13 protein-coding genes are annotated in these 15,383 nt (G+C 72.9%); 8 read left to right on the top strand and 5 right to left on the bottom strand.

Going from position 1 to position 15,383, the window contains the following annotated elements; genetic code table 11:
• Positions 1-153: 153 nt before the first annotated feature.
• Genes ACFC79_RS04290 through ACFC79_RS04315 form a run of 6 tightly spaced genes read left to right on the top strand, consistent with a single transcriptional unit; the run spans position 154 to position 5,858 of the window.
• The gene (locus tag ACFC79_RS04290; RefSeq protein WP_376235009.1) at positions 154-1,401 is read left to right on the top strand and encodes a substrate-binding domain-containing protein; all 1,248 of its coding nucleotides are present in this window, start codon (positions 154-156) and stop codon (positions 1,399-1,401) included.
• A 3-nt stretch (positions 1,402-1,404) separates the two neighbouring features.
• Positions 1,405-2,196 carry an ABC transporter ATP-binding protein gene (locus ACFC79_RS04295; protein WP_376235011.1) on the top strand — a complete coding sequence of 264 codons (792 nt, stop codon included), beginning with the start codon at positions 1,405-1,407 and terminating at the stop codon, positions 2,194-2,196.
• Positions 2,193-2,939: an ABC transporter ATP-binding protein gene (locus tag ACFC79_RS04300; RefSeq protein ID WP_376235014.1), complete on the top strand. Its 747-nt coding sequence runs from the start codon at positions 2,193-2,195 to the stop codon at positions 2,937-2,939. Before ACFC79_RS04295 ends, ACFC79_RS04300 begins: the two co-directional genes overlap by 4 nt.
• Positions 2,939-3,826 (top strand): branched-chain amino acid ABC transporter permease, encoded by an 888-nt coding sequence (locus ACFC79_RS04305; RefSeq protein ID WP_376235016.1) that lies wholly within the window; start codon positions 2,939-2,941, stop codon positions 3,824-3,826. The genes ACFC79_RS04300 and ACFC79_RS04305 overlap by 1 nt, the downstream gene beginning before the upstream one ends.
• The gene (locus ACFC79_RS04310; RefSeq protein WP_376235018.1) at positions 3,823-4,974 is read left to right on the top strand and encodes a branched-chain amino acid ABC transporter permease; all 1,152 of its coding nucleotides are present in this window, start codon (positions 3,823-3,825) and stop codon (positions 4,972-4,974) included. The genes ACFC79_RS04305 and ACFC79_RS04310 overlap by 4 nt, the downstream gene beginning before the upstream one ends.
• On the top strand, positions 4,974-5,858 hold the full coding sequence (locus ACFC79_RS04315; protein WP_376235789.1) for an alpha/beta hydrolase: 885 nt from the start codon (positions 4,974-4,976) through the stop codon (positions 5,856-5,858). The genes ACFC79_RS04310 and ACFC79_RS04315 overlap by 1 nt, the downstream gene beginning before the upstream one ends.
• 159 nt (positions 5,859-6,017) lie before the next feature.
• Here ACFC79_RS04315 and ACFC79_RS04320 read toward each other — a convergent pair whose 3' ends face one another.
• On the bottom strand, positions 6,018-8,003 hold the full coding sequence (locus tag ACFC79_RS04320) for a helix-turn-helix domain-containing protein (protein WP_376235021.1): 1,986 nt from the start codon (positions 8,001-8,003) through the stop codon (positions 6,018-6,020).
• A 29-nt stretch (positions 8,004-8,032) separates the two neighbouring features.
• Positions 8,033-8,878 carry a 3-hydroxybutyrate dehydrogenase gene (locus tag ACFC79_RS04325; protein WP_376235023.1) on the bottom strand — a complete coding sequence of 282 codons (846 nt, stop codon included), beginning with the start codon at positions 8,876-8,878 and terminating at the stop codon, positions 8,033-8,035.
• A 462-nt stretch (positions 8,879-9,340) separates the two neighbouring features.
• Here ACFC79_RS04325 and ACFC79_RS04330 point away from each other — a divergent pair, with 462 nt between their 5' ends.
• Positions 9,341-10,858, top strand: coding sequence for a PHB depolymerase family esterase (locus tag ACFC79_RS04330; RefSeq protein ID WP_376235026.1), 1,518 nt, complete (start codon positions 9,341-9,343; stop codon positions 10,856-10,858).
• Positions 10,859-10,956: 98 nt separating this feature from the next.
• Positions 10,957-11,463 carry a hypothetical protein gene (locus ACFC79_RS04335; RefSeq protein ID WP_376235029.1) on the top strand — a complete coding sequence of 169 codons (507 nt, stop codon included), beginning with the start codon at positions 10,957-10,959 and terminating at the stop codon, positions 11,461-11,463.
• Here the strand turns inward: ACFC79_RS04335 and ACFC79_RS04340 are convergent.
• The 3 genes from ACFC79_RS04340 to ACFC79_RS04350 all read right to left on the bottom strand — a co-directional run bounded on the left by ACFC79_RS04340 (position 11,411) and on the right by ACFC79_RS04350 (position 15,232).
• On the bottom strand, positions 11,411-11,644 hold the full coding sequence (locus ACFC79_RS04340; protein WP_376235031.1) for a ferredoxin: 234 nt from the start codon (positions 11,642-11,644) through the stop codon (positions 11,411-11,413). The two genes, ACFC79_RS04335 and ACFC79_RS04340, sit on opposite strands and share 53 nt — an antisense overlap.
• A complete protein-coding gene (locus tag ACFC79_RS04345) occupies positions 11,644-13,134 on the bottom strand; it encodes an aldehyde dehydrogenase (RefSeq protein WP_376235034.1) in 1,491 nt (496 codons plus the stop codon). The genes ACFC79_RS04340 and ACFC79_RS04345 overlap by 1 nt, the downstream gene beginning before the upstream one ends.
• Positions 13,135-13,462: 328 nt before the next feature.
• The gene (locus tag ACFC79_RS04350; RefSeq protein ID WP_376235037.1) at positions 13,463-15,232 is read right to left on the bottom strand and encodes a protein kinase; all 1,770 of its coding nucleotides are present in this window, start codon (positions 15,230-15,232) and stop codon (positions 13,463-13,465) included.
• Between the last annotated feature and the right edge of the window lie 151 nt (positions 15,233-15,383).

Here is a 15,383-nt window from a genome sequence, read left to right on the forward strand (position 1 = left end):
CGGCCACCCGGCGTGCGACGGCCCGCCCCGGCTTCCATGTGCGCGCGGCACATGGGGGCCGCGTCAGGTGGGTTGCCCGGCACCATGTCGACGGCGGCGCGGTGTTCATACGGTTCGGCGACATCCCATGAACACGCCGAGGAGCCGGTCACCATGCGTCGCTCAGCCACAGGCACCGTCCGCCGCCCCAGATCCCTGTCCGCCGTCGCCGTGCTGGCCGCGGCCGGCCTCCTGCTGACCGGGTGCACCGCCGCCGGGAAGGCCGGTGAGGACGGTGCCGGGTCCGGCGGGGACGCCGGGAACGGCACCGTGAAGGTGGGGCTCGTCTACTCCCGCACCGGGCTCCTCGCGGACTACGGCAAGCAGTATCGCGACGGGTTCATGGCGGGCCTGGACTACGCGACGAAGGGCACCGGGAAGGTCGCCGGGCACCGGATCGAGGTCACCGAGCAGGACGACGCGGGCGACCCCGGCAAGGCGGTCTCCGCGGCGAAGAACCTGATCGGCAAGGGCTACAAGGTGCTGGCCGGCACCACCGATTCCGGGGTGGCGCTCCAGATGGCGCCGCTCGCCGCCCAGAACAAGGTGCTCTACATCAGCGGCCCGGCCGCCACCGACGCCGTGACCGGGATCAACGGCTACACCTTCCGTTCGGGGCGGCAGTCCTACCAGGACATCCTGACCGCCGGGGCGATGCTCGGCGACGCCAAGGGCAAGAAGGTCACCGTGCTCGCCCAGGACTCCACCTTCGGCCAGGCCAACGTGGCCGCCGTGAAGGCGGTGCTCGGCGGCCGGGGCGCGACGGTCGGCTCCGTGCTGGCCCCGCCCAGCGCCACCGACCTGACCCCGTTCGCCCGGCAGGTGAAGGCGGGCGGGCCCGACCTGGTCTTCGTCGCCTGGGCGGGCTCCACCGCCCCCGCGCTGTGGACCGCGCTGGACCAGCAGGGCGTGCCGGCGGCGAGCAAGGTCGTGACGGGCCTCGCCGGGGCGGCCTCGTACCCGGTCTTCGGGGACGCCGGTGCCAAGGTGTCGTTCCTGGCGCACTACTTCCCCGGCGCGGGCGGCGGCAACGCCGTGGAGAAGGCCATGCTCGACGCCGTCGGCAAGGCCGGCGGCACCCCCGACCTGTTCACGCCCGACGGGTTCACCGCCGCGCAGATGGTGGTGCGGGCCGTCGAGAAGGGCGGTTCCGGCGACACCGGGGCCATGGTGAAGGCCCTGGAGGACTGGACCTTCGACGGGGTGAAGGGCAAGGTCCGGGTCCGCGCCGAGGACCACGCGCTGCTCCAGCCGATGTTCGTCGCGAAGCTCGACGGGACGGGCTCCGGCGCGAAGCCGCAGCTGGTGACCACCGAGCCGATGGACACGGTGGCGCCGCCCGCGAAGCCCGCGGCGGGCTGAGCCGTGCCCGTATCGCACACCACCGCACAACGTCCGGGCGGCACCCCGGCCGCCGCCCCGGTGCTGCGGCTCGCCGGTCTGGGCTGGGGCGTCGGCGGGGCGACCATCGTCGAGGACGTCACGCTGGACGTCCGCGAGGGCGAGTTCCTCGCCTTCATCGGCCCCAACGGGGCGGGCAAGACCTCCCTGTTCAACCTGATCAGCGGACTGACCACGGCCACCTCCGGCACCATCGTGCTGGACGGCGCGGACGTGACCGGCCACCCCGCCCACGAGCGGGCACGGCGCGGTCTAGGCCGCACCTTCCAGACGTCGAGCCTCTGGCCGGGGATGTCCGTCGCCGACCACGTCCGGCTGGCCGCCCAGGCGGCCCGCGGCGGCTCGTACCGGCTGTGGCGGCGCGCCCGTCCGTACACCACCGAAGTGGCCGACGTGCTGGAGCGCACCGGACTCGGCCACCGGGCACGGGCGTCGGCCTCCGAACTGTCGCACGGCGAGAAGCGGAAGCTGGAACTTGCGGTGCTGCTGGTCGGCGAACCGCGGCTGATGCTGCTGGACGAACCCATGGCCGGGGTGAGCGCGGAGGAGGTCCCCGCGCTCACCGAACTCATCCGCACCCTGCACCGGGACGAGGGCCGCACCGTCCTGATGGTCGAGCACCACATGGACGTGCTGCTGGGCCTCGCCGACCGGCTCGCCGTGATGCACCACGGCAGGCTGCTGGCACTGGACACGCCCGAGGCCGTGACCGCCGACCCGACCGTGCAGCAGGCATACCTCGGGGAGGGGCTGTGACCACCGAACCCCTGCTCGCCGTACGGGACCTGCGGGTCCTGATCGGCGGCCGGCACATCCTGCACGGCGTCGACCTGGACGTCGCCCCGCACGGGGTGACCGCGCTCCTCGGCCGCAACGGCGCCGGGAAGACCACCACCGTGCGCGGCATCCTCGGTCTCGTCCCGCGCGCCGGAAGCATCCGGCTGGACGGTACGGAGACCGTGACGATGCCCACCCACACCGTGGTGCGGCTGGGCATCGGCTACGCCCCCGAGGACCGGGGCATCTTCGCCGGGCTGACCGTGGCGGAGAACCTGCGGCTGGCCGAGCGGCGCGGCGCGGACGGGCCCGACTACCCGCTCGTCCACGAACTCTTCCCCGAACTGAAGCGGCGGGAGAAGCAGTTGGCGGGAACCCTGTCCGGCGGACAGCAGCAGATGGTGGCGATCGGGCGCACCCTGCTCAACGGCAACCGGCTGATCATCGCCGACGAACCCACCAAGGGCCTGGCGCCCAAGGTGGTGACCGAGGTCGCCCAGGTCCTGGAACGGGCCGCCGAGGCGGTGCCGGTGCTGCTGGTGGAGCAGAACCTCGCCGTCGTACGACGGCTTGCCGTGCACTGCGCGGTGCTCGCCGACGGCCGCACCGCCCACCGGGGCCCGGCCGCCGAACTGCTCGGCGACGCCGAGGCGGCCCGGCGCCTGCTGGGCGTGGGGCACGGCCCGGCCATCGACGCATCTTCCGTGGAGGCGGGTTCCTGATGTCCACCGTCGTTCTGCTCACCATGACCGGACTCGGTCTGGGGGCGCTCTACTTCCTCATCGCCTCGGGCCTCTCACTGATCTTCGGCCTGATGGACGTGCTGAACTTCGCGCACGGGGCACTGCTCTCGATCGGCGCGTACGGCACCTGGTGGGCGGCGTCCGGGAACCTGCCCGGTGCCGGGCCGGACGGGGCGGGCTTCGTCCTCGCGGTGCTGTTCGGCACGGCGGTGGGCACCGCCGCCGCCGTACTGCTGGAACTCGCCGTCGTCCGCCCGCTCTACACCCGGCCGCGCGAGCAGGTGCTCGCCACCGTCGGGGTGGGGCTCGCGGTCCCCGCGCTGCTGTCGGGGATCTGGGGCTCGGACGCCCGGACCTTCCCCGGCCCGAAGGCCCTGTCGGGCACCTTCGAACTGCTCGGCGCCCAGGTGCCGGTCAACCGGCTGGTGCTGGTCGCCGCGGCGGTCGTGGTCCTGGTCGCACTGCGGCTCTTCCTCGGCCGCACCCGGCACGGCCTGGTGGTGCGCGCCGGGGTCGAGGACCGGGCCATGGTCACCGCGCTCGGCATCGATGTGCGCAAGGCGTTCACCCTCGTCTTCGCGATCGGCGGCTGCGCCGCCGCGCTCGGCGGGGCGCTCGGCGGCCTGTACTTCGGCTCGGTCGACCCCCACCAGGGCACCTCGCTGCTGATCTTCGCGTTCGTCGTGGTCGTCACCGGCGGCATGGGTTCGGTGACCGGTGCCGCCGTGGCATCCGTGGTCATCGGCCTGGTCCAGCAGTTCGCCAACTACTACACCGCGGCGGGCCTCGGCGACCTGGCGGTCGTCGTCCTGCTCGCCGCGCTGCTGCTCCTCCGCCCGCGCGGACTGACCGGGAGGCTCGCGTGAGCACCGTCACCGAGACACACGACCGCACCGCCGACGGACGTCCCGCCGCACCGGCCGGGACCGGTCACGCGGCCCGGCTGCTGCGCCGCTGGTGGCCCGCCGCCGTACTGCTGGTCCTGCTCGTCGCACCGTTCAGCGCGGTGCCGCTGCCGGGTCTGCTCGACGGACCGCTCGGCAGCCCGGGGAGCCTGCAACTCCTCGCCACCTGCCTGTTGTTCGGGGCCCTGGCGACCGGCTACGACCTGCTGCTCGGCCGCACCGGGCTGCTCTCCTTCGGGCACGCCCTGTACTTCGCGACGGGCAGCTACGCCACCAATGTGTTCCTGCTGGAGGCGGGTCTGCCGTTCGCGGTGTCGGCGCTGCTCGGCCTCTGCACGGGCATCGTGCTCGCGCTGGTCCTGGGGTCGGTGAGCCTGCGGGTCACCGGCATCGGCTTCTCGATGGTCACCCTGGCCTTCGCCCAGGCCGGTTCGATCCTGGTCTCCCGCAACCCCGGCGGATTCACCGGCGGCGAGGAGGGCCGGGCCGCCCCCGCCGACCTGCTGCCCTCCTGGCTGGTGGGCATCGACCACACCGCGAACCTGTACTGGGTGGCGCTGGGCTACCTGGTCCTCACCCTCGCCGTCGTCCACTGGGCGGTCCGCTCCCCCACCGGCCGGGTCTGGGAGGGCATCAAGGAGAACGAACGCCGGGTGGAGGTGCTGGGCCTCAAGCCGTACGGGTTCAAGCTGACGGCCTTCGTCCTGGCGGGCGCGCTGGCCGCGCTGGGCGGCCTGGTGCACCTGCTGCTCACCGGCGGTTCGACTCCGCAGACGACCACCTCCGACTTCACGCTCTCGCTGCTCGTGATGGTGGTGCTCGGCGGATCCGGCACCCGCTGGGGTCCGATGATCGGCGGCATCCTGTACACCTGGGCCGATCACCGGCTCGGCGATCTCGCCGGATCGGGCGCGGTCGCGGACCTGCCCGCGGTACTGCGGGTGCCGCTGTCCCAGCCGCTGTTCCTGCTCGGCGTGCTGTTCATCGCCGTGGTACACCTGCTGCCGGGCGGCCTGGCCCGGCTGCCCGCCCGACTTGCCGCCGCGCGTCGCGGCCCGGCCGGCAACCCCGCACCGAACCGCGCCCGGAAGGAGAACGGACAGCCGTGATGCCGTACGAGGAGATACAGGTACCCGTCCCCGGGGGCGAACTGGCGGTGCTGCGCTGGCCCGCCCGGGAGCCGGACGCCCCGGTCGTCGTCGCCCTGCACGGCATCACGTCCAACGCCCTGTCCTGGGGGCCGGTGGCGAGGCTGCTGGACGGTCGCGCCACCCTGATCGCCCCGGACCTGCGCGGCCGGGCCGGGAGTTCCGGGCTGCCGGGACCGTACGGCATCGCCGCGCACGCCGACGACATCGCCGCCCTGACCGAGGTGCTGGGCCTGGACCGGGTGGTCCTGGCGGGCCATTCGATGGGCGCGTTCGTGACGGCGCTGGCCGCCGTGCGGCACCCGGAGCGGTTCGGGCCACTGCTGCTGGTCGACGGCGGGGTCGGCTTCCCGGCGCCCACGCACCTGTCGCCGGACGAGCTGATGACCGCCGTGATCGGCCCGGCCATGGACCGCTTGTCGATGACCTTCCCGGACCGGGCCGCGTACCGCGCGTTCTGGCAGGCGCACCCGGCGTTCGCGGACAACTGGTCGGACGAGGTGGACGCGTACATCCAGCGCGACCTGACCGGCGAGGAACCGGCCATGCGCTCCACCTGCCGGATCGAGGCGGTGCGCACCGACGGCATCGGCCTGTTCGACGAGGAGGTGCTGACGGCGATCCGGAAGCTGCCCGCCCCGGCGACGCTGCTGTGGGCGCGACGCGGCCTGATGGACGAGGAGCAGGGGCTGTACGACGAGAGCCGCCTGGCGGCGGCCGCCCTCGACGGCACGGGGGTGACGCCGGTGGAGGTGCCGAACGTCAACCACTACACGGTGCTGACGGGCGAGGCGGGCGGCCGGGAGGTCGTGCGGCATCTGCTGGAGCTGTGCGGCACCGCCTGACGCGGGGCGGGGAACCTCCCGGAGGGCGGGGGAACCTCTCCGGGACGGGGAACCTCCCGACGCAGGCGGTGGGGGCCTCGTGGGGACGGGGAATCCCGCGGCGCGGGGGAACCCCGTGAGGCGGTGGGGAGCCTCGCGGCACGGGGGTTCCCCACCGCCTCACCCCTTCAACTGGTGCAGTCGCAGGGCGAGTTGCAGTTCCAGGGCCCGTCCCGGGTCGTTCCAGTCGTGGCCCAGCAGCACCTGCACCCGCTCCAGCCGCTGCACCACCGTGTTGACGTGGACGTGGAGTTCGTCCTTGGCGCGGACGAGGCTGCCCCCGGACCCGAAGTAGGCGCCGAGGGTCCGCACGAGGTGGGTGCCGCGCTGGGCGTCGTACTCCAGCAGGGGGCCGAGGGTCGCGGACACGAAGCCGTCGACGTTCTGGCCGTCGCCCAGCACCACGCCCAGGAAGCCGAGTTCCTCGACGCAGGCGCCCTGTCCGGCACGTCCCAGGACCCGCATGGCACGCAGGCAGCGGCCGGCCTCCCCGTACGCGGAGGCGAGTTCACGGACCCCGCGGGCCGGACCGGCGGCTGCCACGGTGACCGGGGCCTGGACGAGCTGCCCGAGCTGGGCCGCGGCTGCCCGCGCCGCCTCACCGGGATCCGCGTCCGGGCCGTCGACGGCGGTCAGCAGCACCACACTGCCGTGGTGTTCGGCGCTCACCCCGTGGAGGTCGCCGCCGAACAGGTAGCGCATCGCGGCCGGGGCCAGCCGCCCCCTCGCCCCGCCGTCGGCCAGCAGCAACAGGTGCGGCCGGTCCAGGTCGATGCCGAGGCGCCTGCCGCGTTCGACGAGTCCGGCCGGGTCCCGGTCCGTGTCGCTCAGCAGGTCGGTGATCAGTTCGCCGCGGATCCGGTTCTCGGTCTCGGCGACCGTGCGGCGCAGCAGCAGGATCAGCCCGGTCACCACCGAGGCCCGCTCGAACAGCCTCCGGTCGGAGTCGTCGAGCGGTTCGCGCCGGTGCAGGACGAGACCGGCCATCAGTTCCCGCCCGGCGAGTACGGCGCAGATCCACCGGCCGTCGCGGTGCACGGCGCATGCCCCGGTGCGGGACTCCTCGGCGGTCTCGGCAAGCCAGCCGGCGTCCATGCTGTCGGCGGCGAAGGGCACGCCGTCGGGCCGGACCGCCGCGAGGGGCCGCCCGCCCGGGTCGTGGATGGTGAGCGGGGAGCCCAGCAGCCCCGCGACGGCCGCGGCGACGTCCTTCACGTCACGGCCGCGCAGCACCAGGTCGGTCAGTCTGTCGTGGGACTCCTCGGCCCGCCGCATCGCCGCCGAGTGGGCGCGCACGGCGGCATTGGCCTCGGCGAGCTCGACGTTGGCCGCCGCGAGTTCGTCGAGCGCGGAGCGGGTGTCGGCGAGCGCGCGTGCGGTGTCGATGGCGATCGCGGCGTGCGCGGCGAGCGAGCACAGCAGCGCGACCTCGTCGGGGCTGAACACCCGGGGCGAGCGGTCGGCCGCGAACAGGACCCCGATGACCTTGCCGGTGCCGCCGCGGCTGGAACCCAGGAGCAGGGGGACGCCGAGGATGGCGACGAGCCCTTCGTCCAACACCCCGGCGTTGATGTTGCGGGTGTGGCGGAAGCGGTCGTCGGTGCGGTAGTCGGGCGTGGCGTACGGGCTGGCGGTCTGCGCCACCAGCCCGCCCAGCCCCTCGCCCAGCTCCAGCCGCAGGCGCTGGAAGACCACCGACACCGACCCGTCCGTCACCCGCATGTAGGTGTCCCCGGCCTCCTCGTCGGGGAGCGTGAGGTACGCGGTGTCGGTGCCGAGCAGCATCCTGGCCCGGCGGACGATCGCCTTCAGCACGTCGTCCAGGTCCCGGGAGGCGGCCAGGTCGCCCGCGGTGTCGAAGAGCGCGGTGAGCTGGAGCTCGCGACGCCGGTGCTGGCGCAGGACGCCCCTGATCCGCAGCGCGGTGGCGGTGGCCCGTTCCACCTCCGCCAGGTCGGCCGCGGGCACCCCGGCGGCCCGCGCCTGCGAGGAGACGGCGCCCAGTGCCTCGGCGGGGGCGTCGTCGGCCAGCAGGTCCAAAAGGCGCCGCAGGTGGGGAGCGGCGGACGCGGAACCGGAAGGGGCGGAGAGGGACGGATCAGACATGGGCGCCGGAATTCATCGGGGTCGGTGGGTCAGTTGGCGGTCCAGCCGCCGTCCATGGAGAGCGAGGTGCCGGTGATGTGGCCGGTGCGCGGCCCGCAGAGCCACAGCACCGCCTCGGCGACGTCGTCCGGCTCGATCAGCCGCTTGATCGCGCTGCGTTCCAGCATGACCCGGCCCACCACCTCGTCCTCCGAGATGCCGTGCGTACGGGCCTGGTCGGCGATCTGGTTCTCGACCAGGGGCGTGCGCACGTATCCCGGGTTGACGCAGTTGCTCGTCACCCCGTGCTCCGCCGCTTCGAGCGCGACCACCTTGCTGAGCCCCTCCAATGCGTGCTTGGCCGTCACATAGGCCGACTTGTAGGGGCTGGCCCGCAGGCCGTGCACGGACGAGATGTTGACCACGCGCCCCCAGCCGCGTTCGTACATGCCCGGCAGGGTCCGGCGCAAGATGCGGAACGGCGCCTCCACCATGACGCGCTGGATCAGCGCGAAGAGGTCCGGCGGGAAGGCGTGCACGGGGGCGACGTGCTGGATCCCGGCGTTGTTGACCACGATGTCGGCGTCGGCGGGCAGCGCGTCCACCGCGTCCGGGTCGGAGAGGTCGGCCACCCACAGCGTCCCGCCGATCGCCCCGGCCAGGTCCCGGGCGGCATCCGCGTTCCTGTCCACCACGTGGACGTGGGCGCCCGCCGCGGCCAGGGCCTGTGCGCAGGACCGCCCGATCCCGCTCGCGGCACCGGTCACCAGCGCGGTACGGCCGGCCAGCGACCGGCCGACGGGCGACGGTGCGCTTCCGGCGGCGGACGACGGGGCGGTGTGCGGGACGGCGGTGTGCCGGGCGGGCCCGCGGACCGGGCTCTGGGGAGTCTCCATGGTCCGCCACCGTAAGGAGGCCGGGGCCCGCGTCACACGGGGCCGGTACACACACCGCGGCACGTGGCCATGGTGGCGGCGTACATGGTGCGGGTCGGGTCGCCGGGAACCTTTGACGGGTGGACCGGGGCCGTCTGCGCGCGGCGTCCGGCGCGGCCCGCACGCAGCCGGGACGTCGACGCGGGCGAGGCAGTGGCGGGCAGAGGCCGTGACGGGCAGAGGGGTGCGACGGGCAGAGGCCGTGACGGGCAAGGGGTGCGGCGGGCAACGGGAGTGGCGGGCAAGGGGCGTGGGGCACACAGCCGGGGCCGGGGAGTGTCCGCCGGGCCCATGGGCGGGGCGGGGCACGGCTCATAGCGTCCGCCCCGCACCCCCACTCACCCGCAACCGACCACTCGCACCCGCCCGTACGACCGACAGCCTTCCGGACCGTGCGGGCCGTGCGGCCCCAGGGAGGCCCCCGTGCGCCCATCGATCCTGCGGCGCCTGTTCCGGCGCGTCGCGTCCACGGCCGCTCTCGCCCTCGCCGCGGCGACGCTCAGCACGGTGGGCGCCGCCCCGCCCGCCGCAGCAGCCTCACCCGCCACCGCCACCACCGCCCCGCCCGCCGCAGCGGCGGCGGGCGGCCTGCAACAGGTCACCGGCTTCGGCACGAACCCCGGCAATCTCCAGATGTTCGCGTACGCCCCCGCCGAACTGCCGGCCGACGCCCCGCTGGTGGTGGCGCTGCACGGCTGCGCGCAGACCGCCGACGCCTACTACACCAACTCCGGCTGGCCGAAGTACGCCGACCTGTGGGGCTTCGCCGTGGTCTTCCCGCAGACCACGTCCGCCAACAACGCGCTGTCCTGCTTCAACTGGTTCGACGCGGCCGACAACAGCCGGGGCAGGGGCGAGGCCGCGTCGGTCGCGCAGATGGTGGAGTACGCGAAGCAGCAGTACGGCTCGGACGCCGACCGGGTGTACGTCACCGGCCTGTCGGCCGGCGGCGGTCTGGCCGCCGATCTGCTCGCCGCCTACCCGGACGTGTTCGCGGGCGGATCGATCGCCTCGGGCCTGCCCGCCCAGTGCGCGACGAGCCAGGTGGGCGCGTCCGCCTGCCAGATGGGCTCGCAGAAACTGACGCCCGCGCAGTGGGGCGACAAGGTCCGCGCCTCCCACCCCGGCTGGTCCGGCCCCTGGCCCCGGGTGGCGATCTGGCAGGGCACGGCCGACTACACGGTGTACCCGGCCAACGCCACCGCCCTGCGCGACCAGTGGACCGACGTCTGGGGCATCGGCCAGACCCCGTCGTCCACGGACACCCTCCCCGGCAACACGACGCGCAGCACGTACAACGACGCCTCCGGGAAACCGGCAGTCCAGACGTACTCGGTCTCCGGCATGGGCCACGGCCTGGCGGTGAGCCCCGGCGCGGGTGGGGAACAGTGCGGCTCGACGGCCGCGTACTTCCTGAACGCCGTCTGCTCCACGTACCACACGGGCGTCTTCTGGGGCCTCGACCAGGGCACCCCGGGAGGCGGCGAGGGCCGGCTCCCCGCCCCGTCGGGCCTGCGGGTCACCGCCGTCACGGCGGACAGCGCCTCGCTGGTCTGGGACGCCGTCGACGGCGCGGCCTCGTACGCGGTGTACCGCGACGGCACGAAGCTCGCCTCCCCCACCGCGACCGCCCTCACCGACACCGGTCTCACCGCCGGTACCGCGTACCGCTACACGGTCGCGGCCGTCGACGCGTCGGGCACCCCGGGCACCGCCTCGGCCGCCGTGACGGCGACCACCACCGGCAAGGCCCCCGCCCGCTGCTTCACGGCGACCAACTACGCGCATGTCGCGGCCGGAAGGGCGCACACCACGCTCGGTCTCGTCTACGCCAACGGTTCGGACCAGAACATGGGCCTGTACAACATCTTCATCGCGCACACCCTGCGGGAGTCACCGGCGGGCCACTTCGTGATCGCGGACATGGGCTGCACGGCCTGAGCGTCCGGGTGCACGTCCCGGGGCGGTCGCGCGGCGCGCGACCGCCCCACCGGAACCCCACAACGCCACCGCGTCCGGGGCCTGGAACAATCCCCCGCATGACCGGATGGACGCGCCGCACCCCGCGCCGGGCGGTGGCACTGGTCTGGGCGTACGCGGCCGGCCTGCTCCTCGTGGGCAGCGTCGCCCACATCACCGACCTGCTGCGGCACGGCCTGCGCCCCTATCCCTGGGCCCCGGACTGGCTGAACCTGTACTGGTCCTCACTGGCCCTCTTCGACACCCTGGCAGCGGCGCTGCTGCTGCGGGGAAGGCGCGCCGGAGTCGACCTCGCCTGCACGGTCATGGCGACGGACCTCGCCGCCAACGGGTACGCCGCGTACGGCGTCCAGCACAGCACGTTCCTCGACCAGCCGGGGCTGCAACGCCTGACCCTCTTCGCGGTGCTGGTGCTGGGCACCGCACCGTTCGTCCGGCGACACCTGCCTCCGGCAGGCCGCATTCCCCCGCCGGCCCCCATACCTCCGCCGGTCCCCACTCCTCCGCCGGGCTCTACTCCTCCGGCGGGAACACCGCCTCCCCCGAACCGGCCAACGCGATCATGATGGCTTCGACCGGGCAGCCCTCGGCCGCCGCGAGGACCCGCTCGTCGGCGTCGGTCTCCGGGGAGAGCGGCCGGGACTGGCGGGCGGTGTCCAGCGCGAAGCCGCCCGGGGCGTGGTTCACGCACATTCCGGAGCCGATGCAGACCCCCCGGTCGACCTCCACGCTCCAGCGGTCCCCCATCACGCGCCCCTCTCGTCACCTGCGGCTGCCGTGGCGGGCCCGTACCCCGCCGGCAGGTGGATCATCTTGTGCTCGAAGTACTCGCCGTACCCCTCGGGCCCGAACTCCCGTCCCAGCCCGGAGTTCTTGTAGCCACCGAACGGGCCGAGCATGTCGAGGCTGAAGGTGTTGACACTGTACGTGCCCGTCCTGACCCTGCGGGCGATGTCGATGCCGCGTTCGGTGTCGGCGGTCCAGACACTGCCGCTGAGGCCGTAGTCGGAGTCGTTGGCGATGCGCACCGCCTCGTCCTCGTCGCCGTACGGCAGGAGGCAGATGACGGGACCGAAGATCTCCTCGCGGGCGATGCGCATGGAGTTGTCGACGTCGCCGAAGAGGGTCGGCTCGACGTACCAGCCGCGTTCCTGGGAAGCCGGACGGCCGCCGCCGGTGAGGATCTTGGCGCCCTCGTCCTGACCGATCCGGATGTAGTCGAGCGAGCGCCGCCGCTGGCGCTCGGCGACCAGCGGGCCGAGTTCGGTGGCGGGGTCCAGCGGATCGCCGATCCTCAGCGCACTCGCGGCGGCGGCGAACGCCTCGGCGGTCTCGTCGTAGCGGGAACGCGGGACGAGGATGCGGGTCTGGGCCACGCACGCCTGGCCGTTGATCATCCAGGCGAAGGGGACGATCCCGGCGACGGCCGTGTCCAGGTCGGCGTCCGGGAGGATCACGGCGGCGGACTTACCGCCGAGCTCCAGCGTGACCCGGGTGAGGTTGCGCGAGGCGACCTCCATCACCCGGCGCCCGGCGGCCACGGACCCGGTGAACGACACCTTGTCGACGCCCGGGTGCCCGACCAGGTACTCACTGACCTCGCGGTCGGCCGGAAGGATCGACAACACACCCTCGGGCAGCCCGGCCTCGGCGGCGATCTCGGCCAACAGGTAGGCGTCCAGAGGGGATTCGGGCGACACCTTCAGAATTGCGGAGCACCCGGCCAGCAGTGCGGGCGCGAGCTTGGCGGCGGCGGTGAACTGCGGGACGTTCCACGGCACCACGGCCGCGACCACCCCCACCGGTTCCCGCCGCACCAGCAACGGCCCGAGCGCCCCGTCCCGCCGCTCCTCGTACGGGAAGTCCCTGGCGACGGTGATCGCCGCGTCCCACACCATCATCGCGGCGAGCGCCTGCACCATCACACTGGACGAGTACGGGGTGCCGTTCTCCGAGCTGATGACCCGGGCGAACTCCTCGTACCGGGCGGCGAACGCGTCCTTGATCCGCGTCACCACCGCGATCCGCTCGTCGAGGTCCGTCCGGGGCCAGGGCCCCTCGTCGAACGCCCGCCGCGCGGCGGCGACGGCCCGGTCCACGTCCGCCTCGCAGGCGTGCGGCACCCGGCCGATGACCTGTTCGGTGTGGGGCGAGACGACCTCGATGACCTCCCGGCCCAGCGGATCGACCAACTCCCCGCCGATGAACAGTTTTCCGTGTTCGACAAGCTCGGTCATGGCTGCTGCCTCCCGCGAACCGGCACGACATCCGACGACGTCATCCCACTGCGCCTCTATCTGATTGTCCGTCAGAACTGATACCAGTTCCCGTTCCAGGAGTCCACGGCACCCGGCCGACAATGTACGAGCGGTGGGGGTACCGGGTCGTCGGGCTCAAGAAACCCATTCCCTAGACGCCCCGTCACGCCGTCATGGTCGGGCAACTGGGCGGCGCCCGAGCCGGTTCCGGAGTCCATGCCGACGACGTGGGCCCACCGACGGGCCTGCGCGACTCGCACCACTGCGCGCATGGCGCGTGGCCGGTCCGAACCGGGAGCCGACGGACTCAGTCCGAAAGGAGGACCGGCGCGGGCCCGCTCACCATTTCGTCTTCGTACGAGTAGTCCGTCACCTTGATCTCGATATAGGAACCGCCGGAGAATACCCAGTAGTTGTTCGGCCTGCCCGGCACCTGAACTGCCGCGTCGATCCTGTCCTTGAAGCCGGGGTACCGTGCGAAGGTACCGCTCCAGGAGCTGAGCGACTCCCAGCCCTGGAGCTGCTCGCCCCCGTCGGGGCCGCCTTCCTCATCCAGCCTGCACAGGACGACCCCGTTCCCCGAGAACATCCAGAACTCCGGCGAGTCCTCCTCCGGCGTCGGCATCATCGCGTCGACGGTATTCAATGGGGTGGCACGTCTGAACATGTCCCCCCAGTCGCCGAGATCCTTCGAACCCCCCTCCCGGTGGTCGTTGTACCACTCATCTGCGCCATCAACATGCACCTTGATGTATTCCGACCCCGAGAAGAGCCAGTAGTCGCCGCCTGCTTCATCGCCGATTCCTTTCGGGATCGGCAGCACCGCGTCGATCTTCTTGGTGAATTTCGGCAGTTTTTCGAAGGCTTTACTCCAGTTCTCGATCTTGAGGGGCCCGACATCCAGCCGAAACGGCTTTTTCGGGTCCGACACGTCGACCCGTACGTACTGGTCGCCGTAGAACAGCCAGAGCATCTGATCACCGTCCGGGGCGGGCATCGCCGCGTCGACGTGGATGCCCCCGTCCGCCGTCGGGACCGGTTTTCCCTTGCGCCCCGAGCCGGCCTCGGACCGGTCGTCCCGCGACAGCCGGTTCGCCACAAGACCTGCGCCGATTCCTCCCGTGAGCACAAGTCCGGCCGAGAGCACCGCCCGGCGGGACGGCCGACGTCGCGGCGTCTCCGGATCGGCCGAGGGCCCCGCCCCCGACGGGGCGGGCGGGTCGTGCGGCGGCTGGACTCCGGGCGTGGGCGCGAGGCCCGGCGCGGCGGCCAGTGGGCGCAGCAGGGCGGCCGCCTGGGCGGCGGTCGGCCGCTCGGCCGGGTTCTTGCGCAGCAGGGCTTCGAGCACCGGGGTCAACGGCCCGGCACCTGCCGGGATCTCCGGCTGTTCGCTCATCACGGCGTACAGGACCGCGACGGGCTCCGGGCGGGCGAAGGGGGAATGACCGGACAGCAGCGCGCACAGGGTGGCGCCCAGTGAGAACAGGTCGCTGGGCGGTCCCGCCGGACGGCCGCTCAGGCGTTCCGGGGCGATGAAGTCCAGGGTGCCGATCACCGCGCCGGGTGTGGTGAGTGATGTGGTGTCGGCGAGTGCCACGATGCCGAAGTCGCAGAGCACGACACTGCCGTCCTCGCGCATCAGGACGTTGGCCGGCTTCATGTCCCGGTGCAGCGCGCCGATGGCGTGCACCGCGTCGAGCGCGGCGAGCAGTTCAAGGCCGATCCCGGCGATCCGGGACGGGGGCATCGGGCCGAGGGCGGCGACGTGTTCGGCCAGCGAGCGGCCCTTCACGAGTTCCATCACCAGCCACAGCCGGTCCTCGTGGCTCACGAGGTCGTAGACGTCCACCACGTTGGGGTGGGAGATCCCGGCGATGGCGCGGGCCTCGCGATGCGCGCGACGGGCGCGCTGGGCGAGTTCCTCGCCGCCCGTCTGCAGATGCACTTCCTTGACCGCGACGATTCGCCCCAGCAGGCGGTCGGTGGCGCGCCACACGGTTCCCATGCCTCCGCTGCCGAGGCGTTCGAGCAACAGGTAGCGCCCAGCGATCAGTTGTTGTCGCGTGTTGTCAGCCACGGGCTCAAGGTAGCGGATCACAACAACCCTTTTTCGCTTAACCACTGCCTAGTTATTGCCAGTTGTCGCAACAACGAGCCGCACGGAAGCCGGAACCACCGGCCCCGCCCCGCCCCGCCCCCTCATCCGGGCGCACCAGCCCGCCTTCCAC

Source organism: Streptomyces sp. NPDC056061, assembly GCF_042266885.1.
Taxonomy (GTDB): domain Bacteria; phylum Actinomycetota; class Actinomycetes; order Streptomycetales; family Streptomycetaceae; genus Streptomyces.